The 15,433-nt window shown below is 70.8% G+C and carries 13 protein-coding genes; 4 read left to right on the top strand and 9 right to left on the bottom strand.

From position 1 onward, the window contains the following. Positions 1 to 154: 154 nt before the first annotated feature. The 7 genes from ACFVX6_RS06335 to pgsA form a co-directional block, all read right to left on the bottom strand. Positions 155 to 907: a YebC/PmpR family DNA-binding transcriptional regulator gene (locus tag ACFVX6_RS06335; protein ID WP_243334244.1), complete on the bottom strand. Its 753-nt coding sequence runs from the start codon at positions 905 to 907 to the stop codon at positions 155 to 157. Between the two features lie 57 nt (positions 908 to 964). Next, positions 965 to 1,555: a pyridoxal 5'-phosphate synthase glutaminase subunit PdxT gene (pdxT, locus tag ACFVX6_RS06330; RefSeq protein WP_328297665.1), complete on the bottom strand. Its 591-nt coding sequence runs from the start codon at positions 1,553 to 1,555 to the stop codon at positions 965 to 967. Positions 1,556 to 1,563: 8 nt separating this feature from the next. Beyond that, entirely contained in the window at positions 1,564 to 2,481 is a 918-nt protein-coding gene (gene pdxS, locus ACFVX6_RS06325) for a pyridoxal 5'-phosphate synthase lyase subunit PdxS (RefSeq protein ID WP_030294529.1), read from the bottom strand. A gap of 153 nt (positions 2,482 to 2,634) precedes the next feature. Further along, the gene (locus ACFVX6_RS06320) at positions 2,635 to 3,174 is read right to left on the bottom strand and encodes a hypothetical protein (RefSeq protein ID WP_250744712.1); all 540 of its coding nucleotides are present in this window, start codon (positions 3,172 to 3,174) and stop codon (positions 2,635 to 2,637) included. A gap of 842 nt (positions 3,175 to 4,016) precedes the next feature. Next, a complete protein-coding gene (locus ACFVX6_RS06315) occupies positions 4,017 to 5,180 on the bottom strand; it encodes a glycosyltransferase family 4 protein (RefSeq protein WP_389688485.1) in 1,164 nt (387 codons plus the stop codon). Continuing rightward, a complete protein-coding gene (locus tag ACFVX6_RS06310; RefSeq protein ID WP_389688483.1) occupies positions 5,177 to 6,112 on the bottom strand; it encodes a phosphatidylinositol mannoside acyltransferase in 936 nt (311 codons plus the stop codon). The genes ACFVX6_RS06315 and ACFVX6_RS06310 overlap by 4 nt, the downstream gene beginning before the upstream one ends. Continuing rightward, positions 6,112 to 6,789 (bottom strand): phosphatidylinositol phosphate synthase, encoded by a 678-nt coding sequence (gene pgsA / locus ACFVX6_RS06305; protein WP_389688481.1) that lies wholly within the window; start codon positions 6,787 to 6,789, stop codon positions 6,112 to 6,114. The genes ACFVX6_RS06310 and pgsA overlap by 1 nt, the downstream gene beginning before the upstream one ends. 397 nt (positions 6,790 to 7,186) lie before the next feature. Between pgsA and ACFVX6_RS06300 the strand changes: the two genes are divergently transcribed. Then, complete coding sequence (locus tag ACFVX6_RS06300) at positions 7,187 to 9,400, top strand: elongation factor G-like protein EF-G2 (protein ID WP_389688479.1); 2,214 nt, start codon at positions 7,187 to 7,189, stop codon at positions 9,398 to 9,400. Between the two features lie 174 nt (positions 9,401 to 9,574). Continuing rightward, positions 9,575 to 11,245: a hypothetical protein gene (locus ACFVX6_RS06295; RefSeq protein ID WP_389688477.1), complete on the top strand. Its 1,671-nt coding sequence runs from the start codon at positions 9,575 to 9,577 to the stop codon at positions 11,243 to 11,245. Positions 11,246 to 11,303: 58 nt separating this feature from the next. On the opposite strand, the gene ACFVX6_RS06290 is transcribed toward ACFVX6_RS06295, so the two are convergent. Beyond that, a complete protein-coding gene (locus tag ACFVX6_RS06290) occupies positions 11,304 to 11,864 on the bottom strand; it encodes an HIT family protein (protein WP_389688475.1) in 561 nt (186 codons plus the stop codon). A gap of 67 nt (positions 11,865 to 11,931) precedes the next feature. Here ACFVX6_RS06290 and ACFVX6_RS06285 point away from each other — a divergent pair, with 67 nt between their 5' ends. Further along, the gene (locus tag ACFVX6_RS06285) at positions 11,932 to 12,594 is read left to right on the top strand and encodes a potassium channel family protein (RefSeq protein WP_389688473.1); all 663 of its coding nucleotides are present in this window, start codon (positions 11,932 to 11,934) and stop codon (positions 12,592 to 12,594) included. Positions 12,595 to 12,637: 43 nt separating this feature from the next. Here ACFVX6_RS06285 and thrS read toward each other — a convergent pair whose 3' ends face one another. Continuing rightward, positions 12,638 to 14,614 (bottom strand): threonine--tRNA ligase, encoded by a 1,977-nt coding sequence (gene thrS, locus ACFVX6_RS06280; protein ID WP_389688471.1) that lies wholly within the window; start codon positions 14,612 to 14,614, stop codon positions 12,638 to 12,640. Positions 14,615 to 14,784: 170 nt separating this feature from the next. On the opposite strand from thrS, the gene ACFVX6_RS06275 reads away from it, so the two are divergent. Next, the gene (locus ACFVX6_RS06275; RefSeq protein WP_389688469.1) at positions 14,785 to 15,408 is read left to right on the top strand and encodes a histidine phosphatase family protein; all 624 of its coding nucleotides are present in this window, start codon (positions 14,785 to 14,787) and stop codon (positions 15,406 to 15,408) included. Positions 15,409 to 15,433: the final 25 nt, after the last annotated feature.

The following is a 15,433-nucleotide window of genomic DNA, read 5'->3' as shown; positions in this document are numbered from 1 at the left end:
TTTTTTTAATCTCTTTCTCTTATTATTTTTTTTTGGTGGTGTTGGTGGGGTTGTTTTTTTTTATACCTCCCCGGCTTAGCAACCGGGCGGGGGCCGAGGGGGTGTGCCCCCGCCGCCCCGCTGTCCGAACGCTGTGAGCGGTTGGCGCCCTGGATCAGGCGTCGACCTTCTCCATGACCTCGTCCGAGACGTCGAAGTTGGCGAAGACGTTCTGCACGTCGTCGCTGTCCTCCAGCGCGTCGATCAGCTTGAAGATCTTGCGCGCGCCCTCTTCGTCCAGCTCGACCTGCATGGTCGGCAGGAAGTTGGAGTCGGCCGAGTCGTAGTCGATGCCGGCCTGCTGGAGCGCGGTACGGACCGCGACCATGTCGGTGGCCTCGCTGATGATCTCGAACTGCTCGCCGAGGTCGTTGACCTCTTCGGCCCCCGCCTCCAGCACCGTCTCCAGCACGTCGTCCTCGGACAGCTCGCCCTTGGGCAGCAGGACGACGCCCTTGCGGTTGAACAGGTACGACACCGAGCCCGGGTCGGCCATCGAACCGCCGTTGCGGGTCATGGCGACCCGCACGTCGGACGCGGCACGGTTGCGGTTGTCGGTGAGGCACTCGATGAGCACCGCGACGCCGTTCGGGCCGTAGCCTTCGTACATGATCGTCTCGTAGTCGGCGCCGCCGGCCTCGAGGCCGCCGCCGCGCTTGACCGCGGAGTCGATGTTCTTGTTCGGGACCGAGCTCTTCTTCGCCTTCTGGATGGCGTCGAAGAGGGTCGGGTTGCCATCGATGTCGGCGCCGCCCATACGGGCCGCGACCTCGATGTTCTTGATCAGCTTCGCGAAGAGCTTGCCGCGCTTGGCGTCAACCACGGCCTTCTTGTGCTTCGTCGTAGCCCATTTAGAGTGGCCGGACATCTGCCTGTCTCCTTCGCGTCACCAACAATGTTCGCCTCAGATCCTACCGGGACGCCGTTACAGCCCCGCGCGCACCATGTCGACGAAGTACGCGTGGACCCGGTCGTCACCCGTGAGCTCCGGGTGGAACGAGGTGGCGAGGACATTGCCCTGGCGTACGGCGACGGTGTGGCCGTCGTACGTGGCGAGCACCTCGGCGGCGGCGCCGACGGACTCGACCCAGGGGGCGCGGATGAAGACGCCCTCGACGGGGCCGCCCTCGATGCCGGCGAAGTCGACCTGCGCCTCGAAGGACTCGTTCTGGCGGCCGAAGGCGTTGCGGCGCACGATCATGTCGATGCCGCCCAGGGTCTCCTGGTCCTCACGGCCGTCCAGCAGCTTGTCGGCGAGCATGATCATGCCGGCGCAGGTGCCGTAGACCGGCATCCCGGCCCGTACGCGCTCGCGCAGCGGCTCCAGCATGCCGAACAGCACGGCGAGCTTCGACATGGTCGTGGACTCGCCGCCGGGGATCACCAGGGCGTCGACCTCGGCGAGCTCCTCGGGACGCCGGACCGGCCTGGCCACGGCGTCAGCCGAGGCCAGGGCGATCAGGTGCTCCCGTACGTCGCCCTGGAGTGCCAGGACACCAATCACGGGGGTGGTCATGGTGATGACTACCAGCCGCGGTTGGCGTAGCGCTCGGACTCGGGGAGGGTGTCGCAGTTGATGCCGACCATGGCCTCGCCCAGGTTGCGGGAGGCGTCCGCGATGATCTTCGGGTCGTCGTAGAAGGTGGTGGCCTTCACGATGGCGGCGGCGCGCTTGGCCGGGTCGCCCGACTTGAAGATGCCGGAGCCGACGAAGACGCCCTCGGCACCGAGCTGGCGCATCAGCGCGGCGTCGGCCGGGGTGGCGACGCCACCGGCGGAGAACAGCACGACCGGGAGCTTGCCGAGCTCGGCAACTTCCTTGACCAGCTCGTACGGGGCGCGCAGCTCCTTGGCGGCGGCGAACAGCTCGTTGTTGTCGTAGCCGCGCAGACGGGCGATCTCGTTCTTGATCTGGCGCAGGTGACGGACGGCCTCGACGACGTTGCCGGTACCGGCCTCGCCCTTCGAGCGGATCATGGCCGCGCCCTCGGCGATGCGGCGCAGGGCCTCGCCCAGGTTGGTGGCGCCACAGACGAAGGGGGTGGTGAACGCCCACTTGTCGGAGTGGTTGACCTCGTCGGCCGGGGTCAGGACCTCGGACTCGTCGATGTAGTCGACGCCGAGGGACTGGAGGACCTGGGCCTCGACGAAGTGGCCGATGCGGGACTTGGCCATGACCGGGATGGAGACGGCCTCGATGATCTCTTCGATCATGTTCGGGTCGGACATCCGGGCGACGCCGCCGTCCTTGCGGATGTCGGCGGGAACCCGCTCCAAGGCCATGACGGCCACGGCGCCGGCGTCCTCGGCGATCTTCGCCTGCTCGGCGTTGACCACATCCATGATCACGCCGCCCTTGAGCTGCTCGGCCATGCCGCGCTTGACGCGGGAGGTGCCGATCGCCGACTCGGCGGACTGCGGGGTGGAGGGAAGCGTGCTCACGGATTGACCTCACTCGAAAGGAAGATTCAGGCGCTACTGGCGATCGCTACGGGCGACCTGGTGGTACTCGACCGAGGAAACCCTCTGGACCAGTCCACGGCAAGGGCCAATGTGCAGCCGGTGGCTCCTTGCAATTTGGCCATTGGGTACAAGTTACGGCCGCTCGGCCAGATCCACCGGAGGCTCGTCGTCCATCTCGAAGGCCAGCGGGAACGCCGCGTGGCCCGCCAGCCGGAACCAGCGGACCTTGCGGTGGCGGCGCAGGGCGCGGGCCGCGCGGACGGCGTCGTTGAGGAACCGCCGGGCCATCGGCACCCGGCGGACCGCCGCCGCGAGCTCCTCGGTGGCCTCCGCCCCGCCCGGGGCCGCCTTGAGCGCGTCGACCTGCCCGACGTCGGCGAACACCGCGCGCAGTGCCTGGCTGAGTTCGCTCTCGGCGACCTCGCGGTGCTCCTCCTCCGCTTGGCGGGCGGCGTGCGCGGCCTCGTACAGGACGAGGGAGGAGGCGGGGTCCAGCACCCCGGAGGTCGCGACCTCCAGCACCACGGAGGCCCGGCGGACGAGCTGCGCGTCGAGGGCGGCGCGGGCGGCGTCCATCCGGGAGTGCAGCCGGTCGAGGCGGCCGGCGGTCCAACTGAGGTAAACCCCGACGAGGCCGAGGCCGAGGGCAATCCAGACAAGGGTTTCGATCACGGGCCGCGACTTTACCTTTGAACGCGCGGCACCTTTTCGACGCGCCCCTCGCACGGTGCGGCCCCGGCGGGCCTCACCGGCTTCGCGCCGCTGCGCCGGACTCCGCCCGGCGGTGGCCCGGTCGGAGCGCTCGCCACTGCCGTCCCGGCGTGGGCCCGGTGGGCGGGTGCGGGTGGTCGGCCCTGCGGGGCGAAGTCCCCGCAGCACCCCTCGCCGCTGCGCGGGGCAAAGTCCCCTACCCGCCCTTCCACCGTTCCCCGGGCTCTGCCCGGACCCGGAAAGACCCTGGGGCTCCGCCCCAGACCCCGCGCCTCAAACGCCGGCGAGGCTGGAATTGCCCCTGGGAGCAATCCAGCCCCCGACCAGGCAAAATCCTGCGCCGCACGGCGGCACGCCCAGCCCCACCGGCCGGCACGGTCAGGGCCGACACCAGCCCAGATCCAGCCCCACCGGCCCGCACGATCAGGGCCGACACCGGCCCAGATCCAGCCCCACCGGCCCGCACGATCAGGGCCGACACCGGCCCAAATCCAGCCCCTCCGGCGTTTGAGGAGCGGGGGTCCGGGGGCTGGCCCCCGGGAACGGCGCGCAACGCGGCATCGGGTCCGGGGCGGAGCCCCGGGGAACGGGCGAAGGGCGGGTAGGGGACTCCGCACCGCGCAGCGGCACACCCGCGGCCGGGTCCCGCGCGGACGGGCCGGTCCGGCCGCACCCGGGCGGGGCCGGAGCCCGGACGAGCCGGAGGTCGGACGAGCCGGAGGTCGACCGGGCCAGAGGTCGGGCCGGGCCGGGCTTGAGCCCGGACGGGTCGGAGCACAGGCGGGCCCGGGCCCCCGGGGGGGCTAGGTGTCTCGGGTGAGGCCCAGGCGGGTTCGGAGGGGGACGCGTTCGTCCTCGGCCACCGCCGCCGCGCCGTCGGTCACCGTTTCGTAGACGGCCAGGATGTCCGCCGCCACCGTCGACCAGTCGAAGCGGCGCACGTGTGCGGAGCCCCGGGTGCTCAGTTCCGCTCGGCGGGCCGGGTCGCCCAGGAGGGCGATCGCCGATGCCGCCAGGGAATCGGGGTCCTCGTTCGAGAAGAGCTCCCCCGCCGCCCCCTGGTCCAGGACCTGCGCGAAGGCGTCGAGATCGGCGGCGAGGACGGCCGCCCCGGCCGAGAGGGCCTCGACGAGGATGATGCCGAAGCTCTCGCCGCCCGTGTTCGGGGCCACGTACACGTCGACGCTGCGCAGCAGCCGCGCCTTGTCCTCGTCCGAGACCATGCCGAGGAACTCGACCCGGGAGCGGAGTTCGGGCGGGAGGGAGGCGACGGCCTCCTCCTCGTCGCCGCGGCCCGCCACGAGGAGGCGTACGTCCGGGCATTCCGCCACGATGCGCGGGAAGGCCGCCATCAGGACCGGCAGGCCCTTGCGCGGTTCGTCGATCCGGCCGATGAAGCCGAGGGTCTGGCCCGACCAGGCCGGATTCGGGTCGGCCTTGGCGAAGAAGTCCACGTCCACGCCGTTGGGGATGACCACCGCGTCCCCGCCGAGGTGCTCGACGAGCGTGCGCCGCGCGTACTCGCTCACCGCGATCCGGGCGCTGATCTTCTCCAGCGCCGGCTGCAGGATCGGGTACGCCGCGAGCATGGCCCGGGAGCGCGGGTTGGAGGTGTGGAAGGTGGCCACGATGGGGCCCTGCGCCGCCCAGCAGGTCAGCAGGCCCAGCGAGGGGGCGGTCGGCTCGTGGATGTGGACCACGTCGAAGACCCCGTCGTGCAGCCAGCGCCGTACGCGGGCCGCCGACAGGAACCCGAAGTTGAGCCGGGCCACCGAGCCGTTGTACGGCACCGGCACCGCCCGCCCCGCCGACACCACGTAGGGGGGCAGGCCGGTCTCGTCGTCCGACGGGGCCAGGACCGACACCTCGTGACCGAGGCCGATCAGGTGTTCCGCCAGGTCCCGGATGTGGAACTGGACCCCGCCGGGCACGTCCCAGGAGTACGGGCAGACGATGCCGATCTTCACGCGGAGTGCTCCTCGGGCCGGGCAGCGCCGTGACCGGCGGTCTCAAGATCGTCGAGCCACAGCCGCTGGAGCATGTGCCAGTCCTGCGGGTGTTCGGCGATGCCCTGGGCGAAGGCGTCGGCGACCGCCTGCGTCATGGCGGCGGTCTTCTCCTGACGGGTGCCCTTCTCGGGCACCTCCACCGGGGAGTGGATCCGGCCGTACATCTTCGGCGCGTCCCCGTAGTACAGGGTGGCCGGGAGCAGGAACGCGCCCGTCTGCTGGGCGAGCAGCGCCGGGCCGGCCGGCATGCGCGCCGCCGAGCCGAAGAAGTCCACTTCCACCCCGGAAGCCGACAGGTCCCGGTCCGCGACCAGGCAGACGAGCCCGCCGGAGCGCAGCCGTCGCGCGAGCGTGCCGAAGGCGGCGCCGCCGTTGTGCGGCAGCACCTCCATGCCCAGGCTCTCGCGGTAGGCGACGAAGCGGTCGTAGAGGGTCTCCGGCTTGAGCCGCTCGGCGACGGTGGTGAAGGGGACTCCGATGTGGGTGACGGCCCAGGCGCCGGCGAGGTCCCAGTTGGCCAGGTGCGGGAGGGCGACGATCACTCCGCGTCCGGAGGCCAGTGCCTCGCGCAGGATGTGGTCGTCCTTCATCTCCACGTCGGTGCTGAATCGTTCCTTGGCCATGGTCGGCAGGCGGAAGGACTCCATCCAGTACCGCATGTAGGAACGCATGCCCGCGTGCGACAGCTCGCGCAGCCGCTCGGGCGTCGCGTCCGGCACCACGCGGGCCAGGTTCGACTCCAGGCGCAGCACGCTCTTGCCGCGCCGCTTCCAGGTGAAGTCCGCGATCCGCTGTCCGAGGGCGGCCGCGGCCGGCTCGGGCAGCTTCTTGACCCCGGCCCAGCCGAGCCCGTAGAGCCCGTCGACCAGCTTGTCCTGTGCCTTGCCCATCAGGGCGTACCGCCTTCGGAGGGAGCGCCGGCGGCTGCAGCGGCGGCGTCGGCCTCCGCCGATTCGCGCCGTACGGTCACCACGCGCTGGATCAGGGTCACGAGCGAGCCCGCCGCGACCACCCACAGCGCGATCGGCAGCAGCAGGCCGATCCACGAGGCGACGCCGAAGGTCTCCAGACCCGACAGGCCGGCCGCGACCAGCGTGATCACCAGGCGTTCGGCGCGTTCGATGAGTCCGTTGACGGCGACCGGCAGGCCGATCGACTCGCCGCGGGCCTTGGTGTACGAGACCACCTGGCCGCTGGCCAGGCAGAAGATGGCGACCGCGCAGAGCGCGTTGTTGTTCCCGGAACCCGCGTACCAGAGCGCGAGCCCGCCGAAGATCGCCGCGTCCGCCACCCGGTCGAGGGTGGAGTCGAGGAACGCGCCCCACCGGCTGGAGACGCCGGCCTGGCGGGCCATGTTCCCGTCCACCAGGTCGGAGAAGACGAAGAGCGTGATGGTGATCGTGCCCCAGAAGAATTCGCCCATGGGGAAGAAGACCAGGGCTCCGGCCACCACTCCGGCCGTGCCGATGAGGGTGACCGCGTCGGGACTCACTCCCATCCGGAGCAGAAATGCGGCGAATGGCGTGAGAACACGCGTGAAGAATGCACGCGCGTACTTGTTCAGCATGGCCTTCCCGGAGGGTCGCTGGGCCGCACGGCCACCACGGCCACCGGCTGGCCCATCGTAGCCAGGGCCCCGGGCCATCGGCGCCGCGCACCCACCGGTTCACACGAGGTGGGCCGTTCTCGGGCCGTTCGCCACGTTCCGCACTCCCTGCCGGGCCTGTTTCCGGGCACGTTTCCGGACACCTTCCCCCGCGCCCTCCCCCGGCACGGTCCCGGGCGCCTCCCCGGCACCCTCCCCGACGCCTCCCCAACGCCTCCCCGGCACGTTCCCGGGCGTCGCCCCCCGGACGCCTCCCCCGGCGCCTCCGGTACGACGTCTGGACGCGGTGTGACGGCAGTGCAAAGCTCGAAGGAGGCCTTTTCCCCTCCATCCCCTCCAATCGGGAGGCACGAGCATCGTGGGAGCCGCATCACACCAATCCGGAGCCGCCGGCAGAGCACCGACGGCCGACCACCCGACCTCCGTACGGAACGTCGTGCTGGTCGGCCACAGCGGATCCGGCAAGACCACCCTGGTCGAAGCCCTGGCCCTGACCGCCGGCGCCGTGAAACGGGCCGGGCGCGTCGAGGACGGCGCCACCGTCTCCGACTACGACGAGATCGAGCACCGCCGCCAGCGCTCCATCCAGCTCTCCCTGGTCCCCGTGGAGTGGGCCGGAGTCAAGATCAACATCCTGGACACCCCCGGTTACGCCGACTTCGTCGGAGAGCTCCGGGCCGGCCTGCGCGCCGCCGACGCTGCCCTCTTCGTGGTCTCGGCCGCCGAGGACGGCGACGGGCTCTCCGGGGCCACCCGGATGGTCTGGGACGAATGCGCCGCCGTCGGCATGCCGCGCGCCATCGTCGTGACCCACCTGGAAGCCGCCCGCGCCGACTACACGCAGATGACCACGGTGTGCGGCGACGCCTTCGGGGCGGACGACCCCGATGCCGTGCGCCCGCTCTACCTGCCCCTGCACGGCCCTGCCGCCCCCGACGGTCACGCCCCGGTGGCCGGACTGCTCGGGCTGCTCTCCCAGCGCGTCTACGACTACACCTCCGGCGACCGCGTCGAGCGCGACCCGGACCCCGGCGAGCTCGCCCTGATCACCGACGCCCGCGCCCGGCTGATCGAGGGGATCATCGCCGAGAGCGAGGACGAGACCCTCATGGACCGCTATCTCGGCGGCGAGGACATCGACCTCAAGACCCTGGTCGACGACTTGGAGCGCGCCGTCGCCCGCGGCACGTTCCACCCCGTCCTGATGGCCGCCCCCGCCGCCGACGGCGCGCGCAAGGGCCTGGGCACCGTAGAGCTCCTCGAACTGATCACCGGCGGCTTCCCCACCCCGCTGGAGCGCGCGCCCGTCAACGTCACCACCCCCGACGGCGCGGCCCGCCCCGCGGTCACCTGCGATCCCGACGGACCGCTCGTCGCCGAGGTGGTGAAGACCTCCTCCGACCCCTACGTCGGCCGCGTCTCGCTCGTCCGCGTCTTCTCCGGCACCCTGCGCCCCGACGAGACGGTCCACGTCAGCGGGCACGGACTCACCGACCGCGGACATGAAGACCACGACGTGGACGAGCGCATCGGCGCCCTGACCTCGCCCTTCGGCAAACAGCAGCGCACCCTCCCCCACTGCATCGCCGGCGATCTGGCCTGCGTGGCCAAACTCACCCGCGCCGAGACCGGAGACACCCTCTCCGCCAAGGACGACCCCCTCCTCATGGAGGCCTGGTCCATGCCCGACCCGCTGCTCCCCCTCGCCATCGAGGCCCACAGCAAGCCCGACGAGGACAAGCTCTCCCAGGGCCTGGCCCGGCTGGTGGCCGAGGACCCGACCATGCGGCTCGAACAGAACCCGCACACCCGTCAGCTCGTCCTGTGGTGCCTCGGCGAAGCCCATCAGGACCTCGCCCTCGAACGGCTGCGCACCCGGTACGGGGTCCAGGTCGACCCGGTCCCGCACAAGGTCAGCCTCCGCGAGACCTTCGGCGCCAAGGCCGGCGGCCGCGGACGGCACGTGAAGCAGTCCGGCGGGCACGGTCAGTTCGCCATCTGCGAGATCGAGGTCGAGCCGCTGCCGCCGGGCAGCGGCATCGAGTTCGTGGACAAGGTCGTCGGCGGAGCGGTTCCGCGCCAGTTCATCCCGTCCGTGGAGAAGGGCGTCCGGGCACAGGCCGCCCGGGGGCTCGCGGCCGGCTACCCGCTGGTCGACGTACGCATCACCCTGCTCGACGGCAAGGCCCACTCGGTGGACTCCTCCGACGCCGCCTTCCAGACCGCGGGCGCCCTCGCCCTGCGCGAAGCCGCCGCCGGGGCCCCCGTCCAGCTCCTCGAACCGGTCGCCGAGCTCGACGTACTCGTTCCCGACGAGTACGTCGGCCCCGTCATGAGCGACCTCGCCGGCCGCCGGGGCCGCGTCGTGGGCACCGACGCGGCGGGCACCGGCCGCACCCGGGTCCTCGCCGAGATCCCCGAGATCGAGATCGGCCGCTACGCCGTGGAGCTGCGCTCCGTATCGCACGGCACGGGGCTGTTCAGCCGTACGTACGCGCGGCACGAGCCGATGCCGCCACAGATAGCGGACAAGCTGCGCGAACAGCCAGAGAAGGGAAGTCACCTGACATAGCGTCACCCCCCGCCGCCCATCCAACCCGCTTGCGATGGGCGGCATTTACCTGTCCCATGACCACGGGGAGGAATCGGCCGATAGGCTCGTCCGCGCGTGAGGCGGGCAGACCGAACGGGTAGACCAAGCGGGTGGGCCCGCACACGAGCACGACGCACAGCGATGGGGGCAGCGGTGGCGGACGACGGATTCGACTTCAGGCCCGGGGCACAGATCCCACTCCAGGGCGGCGGCGGCCAGACCGCCGCGACCAACGCCCTCGCGTCCGCCGCCTACCGGGACGGCGGGCGCGACAGCAAGCTGGAAGAGATACTCAAGGCCAACAACGAGTACCACGAGTCCGTCGTCAAACCCGCCAAGGTTTCCCTGCTCGCCCCCAATCTCGGCGAGGCCTTCTGCCGCGCCGTCGAGGCGCGCACCATCCCGCCGACCCGCAAACCCCTCATCCAGTCCTTCGGCGCCGACCCGCAGACCGTCGTCGAGCACTGCCTGGCCGCCTCCCGCATCCGCAAGGAGCGCGACCGCAAGCTCCGCCTGATCATGCTCGTCTGCGGGGTCGTGTTCCTCCCCGGCCTGCTGCTGTGGCTCGGCCTGTTCTGGGCCCGCAAGGCCCTGGCGAACTCCGAGGCCAAGCGGGCCTCCTGGATGGGTACGGCGCTCCTCGTCGGCGTGGGCCTGGTGGTCGCCGTGCTCATGTTCCGGCTCCCCGTGACCGGCGTGCTGGGCATCTACGTCCGCGCCATGGTCATCGCCCCGGTCGCCGGCTGGTTCCTCGCCCGCCGGCTCTGCGAGGCCACCGCCGAAGACCTGCGCTCCCGCTGGGACGGGCTCCTCGCGGGCGGCGGCGGGGTGGCCGCCAAGATCCCGGAGGCCGTCCCCGGCAACCCCGACGAGAAGGCCCGCGAGGACCTGCGCCACTCCCTGGCCAAGCTCACCGCCGAGGACCGCAGCAATGCCGTCTTCTACGCGGGCCCCAAGGGCATACTCGGCATGGGCACGCGGTGGGGCAGCTGGCAGATGGCCGAGGAGCTCACCCCCAAGAACGAGGGCTCCGAGATCCACCCGTTCCGCAGCTGGGACGTCATACGCGCGATCGACACCCAGCTGCGCAAGCTGGAGCGCGGCCCCCTGCACACCGGTGGCCTCCCGCCCGCGTCGATCCAGCACTGGATCGTCTCCCCGGTCGGCGAGGGCGCCAAGGAAGTGACCCGCCCCAGCGGAGCGGACGTGGACACCTTCCTGGTCAAGCCGCACGAGATCACCCGGATCTGCAACGAGCAGCAGTTCAGTGCCGGCAACCGGCACTACCTCGGCATCCAGTACCCGCTCTGGGACGGCCAGCTCGTGATCACCATGCTGGTCACGGTCACCGTGCTCTACAAGACCCTGCGCGTGGAGGTCACCGGGCACGCGCTCGGCCCGGTGCACGGCCTGTTCACCACCAAGTCGGCGGCGCCGGTCGACGAGGTCGCCAAATCCGTGCGCTTCTGGGAAACCGTGGAGCTCAAGCGGCCCGTGGTCGACACGAACGAGGTCGTACGCCTCGCCGTGCGCGCGCCCTTCACCTGGTACCCGCCGCTCCTGGACTTCCTGGGCGGCAAGCTCGTCCTCCCGGAGCCCTTCGGCGTCCGCCACGTCTGGGCCGGCCAGCCGTGGCGCCACCGCTTCATGGCGGACGACGCGATGCGCGCCGCGACCCCGGTCCTGCGGGCGGTGCACACCGCCGCGATGCGGGTCCTGGAGGAGAACGGGGTCGACACCGAACGCTTCACCAACCGCTCGATGATCGTCAGCGGCCTGGTCCAGGACGCCGCACCGCGCAAGGCGGACGTCTACGACGCGTGAGCCCCGGCCCACCGGCCGGGGCCCGGCAGCCCCAGCGGGTGGGTCCCGGTCGCCGGTATCAGCCGGTGGGCCAGGAATCGGCGAGCATCTGGCGGGTGTCCGCGAGGAGTTGGGGCAGCACCTTGGTGTGGCCCACGACCGGCATGAAGTTCGTGTCCCCGCCCCAGCGGGGCACGATGTGCTGGTGCAGGTGCGCGGCGATGCCGGCGCCGGCGGCCTGGCCCTGGTTCATGCCGATGTTGAACCCGTGCGCACCGGACGCCTTGCGCAGCGCGACCATCGCCCGCTTCGTGAGATCGGCGAGCTCGAGGGTCTCGGCGGCGTCCAGGTCCGTGTAATCGGCGACGTGCCGGTACGGCACGACCATCAGGTGGCCGCCGTTGTACGGGTAGAGGTTCAGCACGGCGTAGACGTGCTTGCCCCGAGCCACGACCAGTCCGTCCTGGTCCGACATCTCCGGAATCCCGCAGAAGGGACAGCCGTCCCCGGCCTCCGGCCCGGTCGGCTTGTTCTCCCCCTGGATGTAGGCCATCCGGTGGGGCGTCCACAGACGCTGGAACGCGTCCTGCGTGCCCACACCGATCTGCTGCTCCGGCTCAATCGTCATGGGATGCAGCATATGACCTTGGCCCCGAGCGGCGTGTCGCCGGGGCGAACACCGGTGTGCGGGACGCGATGCTGAGCCCATGAACGATGCAACCGCGACCGGTGACCAGGCCTGGGAACGCCGGACCGAGCTGCCCCTGTTCTACGCCTCCCTGCTCTTCCTCGCCGGCTACACGCTCTCCGTGGTGGCCTACCGGGCCCACCCCCTGTGGCGGGACATCGGCCTCGGCCTGGTCGCCGCCACCTGGGCCTGCTTCGTCGTGGACTACCTGGCCCGGCTGATCCTGAGCCGCATGCGGCCGCTGCGCTTCGTCCGCGTGCACTGGCTGGACACCCTGATCGTGATGCTGCCGCTGCTGCGGCCGCTGCGCATGGTCAAGGTCCACGACGCGATCCAGGCCCGCTACAACCGCCCGCGCCGCAACCTGTACGCGCGCGTGATGTCGTACGCGGGCCTGTCGGCCGGGCTGCTCGGCTTCGCGGGCGCCCTCGGGGTCCACCACTTCGAGCGCCAGGCCCCCGGAGCCTCGATCCTCACGCTCGGGGACGCGGTGTGGTGGGTGTGCGAGACGCTGACGACGGTGGGTTACGGGGACATGGCCCCGGTGACTCCGGGGGGCCGGATCGTCGCGGGGTTCCTGATGGCCGGCGGGCTGGCGCTGCTGGGCGCGGTGACGGGTTCGTTCTCGTCCTGGATGCTGCAGGCCTTCCGGCGGGAGGACGAGGAAGCCCCCGGGAAGTGAGACTTCCCGGGGGCTCCTCCCCCACGTTGCGCGGGGATCACGATCACACCTGGACGCGGCGCTCCACGACGTCCACGAGCTTCGCCAGCGCCTGGTCGCGCGGGACGCCGTTCTCCTGCGAACCGTCGCGGTAGCGGAAGGAGACGGTGCCCGCGGCCATGTCCTCGTCACCGACGATGATCATGAAGGGGACCTTCAGCTTCTGCTGGTTGCGGATCTTCTTCTGCATGCGGTCGGAGGAGGCGTCCACCTCGACGCGCAGGCCCTTCTTCTTCGCCTCGGCGGCGAACTCCTGCAGGTACTCGATGTGCGAGTCGCCGATCGGGATGCCGACCGCCTGGACCGGGGCGAGCCACGGCGGCATGACGCCCGCGTAGTGCTCCAGCAGGACGGCGAAGAACCGCTCGATGGAACCGAACAGCGCACGGTGGATCATGACCGGACGCTGCTTGGTGCCGTCGGGGCCGGTGTACTCCAGGTTGAAGCGCTCCGGCAGGTTGAAGTCGAGCTGCACGGTCGACATCTGCCAGGTGCGGCCGATCGCGTCACGGCACTGGACGGAGATCTTCGGGCCGTAGAACGCGGCGCCGCCCGGGTCCGGGACCAGGGGCAGGCCCTGCTTCTCGGCGACCTGCTGGAGGGTGGCGGTGGCCTCCTCCCAGATCTCGTCCGAGCCGACGAACTTCTCCGGGTCCTTGGTCGACAGCTCCAGGTAGAAGTCGGTCAGACCGTAGTCGCGGAGCAGGTTCAGCACGAAGGTCAGCGTGCGGTCGAGCTCCTCCGCCATCTGCTCCTTGGTGCAGTAGATGTGCGCGTCGTCCTGGGTGAAACCGCGCGAGCGGGTCAGGCCGTGCACGACGCCGGACTTCTCGTACCGGTACACGGTGCCGAACTCGAAGAGGCGCAGCGGCAGTTCGCGGTAGGAGCGGCCGCGCGCATCGAAGATCAGGTTGTGCATCGGGCAGTTCATGGGCTTGAGGTAGTAGTCGGTACCACCGTCGAGCTGCATGGGGGGGTACATGCCCTCCGCGTACCAGTCCAGGTGGCCGCTCTTCTCGAAGAGGGTGCCCTTGGTGGCGTGCGGGGTGTAGACGAACTCGTAGCCCTCTTCCTCGTGCCGCTTGCGCGAGTAGTCCTCCATGGTGCGGCGGATGACGCCGCCCCGCGGGTGGAAGACGGCCAGGCCGGAGCCGATCTCGTCCTGTACGGAGAACAGGTCGAGCTCGGTGCCGAGCTTGCGGTGGTCGCGCTTCTCGGCCTCCACGAGGAAGTCGAGGTGGGCCTTCAGCTCCTCCTTCGACGGCCACGCGGTGCCGTAGATGCGCTGGAGCATCGGGTTCTTCTCGCTGCCGCGCCAGTAGGCGGCGGCGTTGCGCATCAGCTTGAACGCCGGGATGTTGCGGGTGGTGGGCAGGTGGGGGCCTCGGCAGAGGTCCTTCCAGCACAGGTCGCCGGTCTTGGCGTCGAAGTTGTCGTAGATGGTCAGCTCGCCGCCGCCCACCTCGACGTTCGCGCCGTCGTCGGTCGACGCCGAACCCTTGATGCCGATGAGCTCGAGCTTGTAGGGCTCGTGTCCGAGCTCCTCGCGGGCCGCCTCGTCGGTGACCACGCGGCGGGCGAAGCGCTGGCCGCGCTTCTGGATCTCCTGCATCTTCTTCTCGATGGCCTTGAGGTCATCGGGGGTGAAGGGCTTCGCGACGTCGAAGTCGTAGTAGAAGCCGTCCCGGACCGGCGGGCCGATGCCCAGCTTGGCCTCGGGGAAGAGCTCCTGCACGGCCTGCGCCATGACGTGCGCGGTGGAGTGGCGCAGGATGTCGAGGCCGTCGGGAGAGGAGATCTCCACGGGCTCGACGGTCTCGCCGTCCTTCACCTCGTACGCGAGGTCCTTCAGCTCACCTGCGATGCGCGCGGCGACGATGGTGCGCTCGCCGGCGAAGAGCTCTGCCGCCGTAGTGCCCGTGGCCACCACGCGCTCGTCCCGCTCGGAATCGCGTTGGATGAACACACGGACGTCTGACACCGGTCTCTCCTGACTCAGGGGGTGCGCGAGCGAACACTGCGCGCCTGAATCGTACCGAGCGGATGGGCTGCGCCGCTAAACGGTTACCGCCGGGGCCGGCGGGAACCGCCGCCGGAGGCGGCTGCGTCCCTGGCTGCACAAGATCATTGGCGAACGCAGAGGAGCATGTCATGACGGGCACGGCTACCCGATACCTCTATCTGGTGCGGCACGGCGAGGCGACGTCGGAGGAGAGCGGGCTGACGGAGGACGGCCGTCGGCAGGCCGGGCTGCTCGGCCGGCGCCTGCGCGGCATCCCTCTCTCGGCCGTCCACCACGGCCCGCTGCCGCGGGCGGAGCAGACCGCACGTCTGATCGGCGACCAGCTGGAGAACGTCCCCCTGCACGTCTCGGACGTTGCCGGCGACTACATCCCCTACGTGCCGGCGAGGGAGGAGCTTCCGGCGGACTCCGCGGACCTCTTCCTCCGCTTTCTCGCCGGCGCCACGGAGGAGGAGCGGGAGCAGGGACCCGGGCTGGCCCGGCGGGCGCAGGACCTGTTCACCGGGCCGGTGGACGGCGCAGAGGACCGGCACGAACTGGTCGTCACCCACAACTTCCTGGTCGCCTGGCTCGTCCGGGACGCCATGGACGCACCGCATTGGCGCTGGCTCGGCCTCAACCACGCCAACGCCGCGCTCACCGTCATCCGGTACGCGCCCGGCCGGCCGGCCACCGTCCTCGTCTCCAACGACATGCGGCACCTGCCCGCCGAGCTGCGCTGGACCGGCTTTCCCCCGGAGCTGCACGTCTAGCGCGTGCCGCCCGGCCGTCCCGGCC

Source organism: Streptomyces sp. NPDC058289, assembly GCF_042880975.1.
Taxonomy (GTDB): domain Bacteria; phylum Actinomycetota; class Actinomycetes; order Streptomycetales; family Streptomycetaceae; genus Streptomyces; species Streptomyces stoeckheimensis.
The sequence above is the reverse complement of the archived record's forward strand: the minus strand, read 5'-3'. Positions and strand labels throughout refer to the sequence as shown.

Excerpts from the sequence above, each read along its gene's own strand:
- ACFVX6_RS06335 (WP_243334244.1), bottom strand. The coding sequence starts at position 907 with ATGTCCGGCCACTCTAAATGGGCTACGACGAAGCACAAGAAGGCCGTG.
- pdxT (WP_328297665.1), bottom strand. The coding sequence starts at position 1,555 with ATGACCACCCCCGTGATTGGTGTCCTGGCACTCCAGGGCGACGTACGG.
- ACFVX6_RS06310 (WP_389688483.1), bottom strand. The coding sequence starts at position 6,112 with ATGGGCAAGGCACAGGACAAGCTGGTCGACGGGCTCTACGGGCTCGGC.
- pgsA (WP_389688481.1), bottom strand. The coding sequence starts at position 6,789 with ATGCTGAACAAGTACGCGCGTGCATTCTTCACGCGTGTTCTCACGCCA.
- ACFVX6_RS06290 (WP_389688475.1), bottom strand. The coding sequence starts at position 11,864 with ATGCTGCATCCCATGACGATTGAGCCGGAGCAGCAGATCGGTGTGGGC.
- ACFVX6_RS06285 (WP_389688473.1), top strand. The coding sequence starts at position 11,932 with ATGAACGATGCAACCGCGACCGGTGACCAGGCCTGGGAACGCCGGACC.
- ACFVX6_RS06275 (WP_389688469.1), top strand. The coding sequence starts at position 14,785 with ATGACGGGCACGGCTACCCGATACCTCTATCTGGTGCGGCACGGCGAG.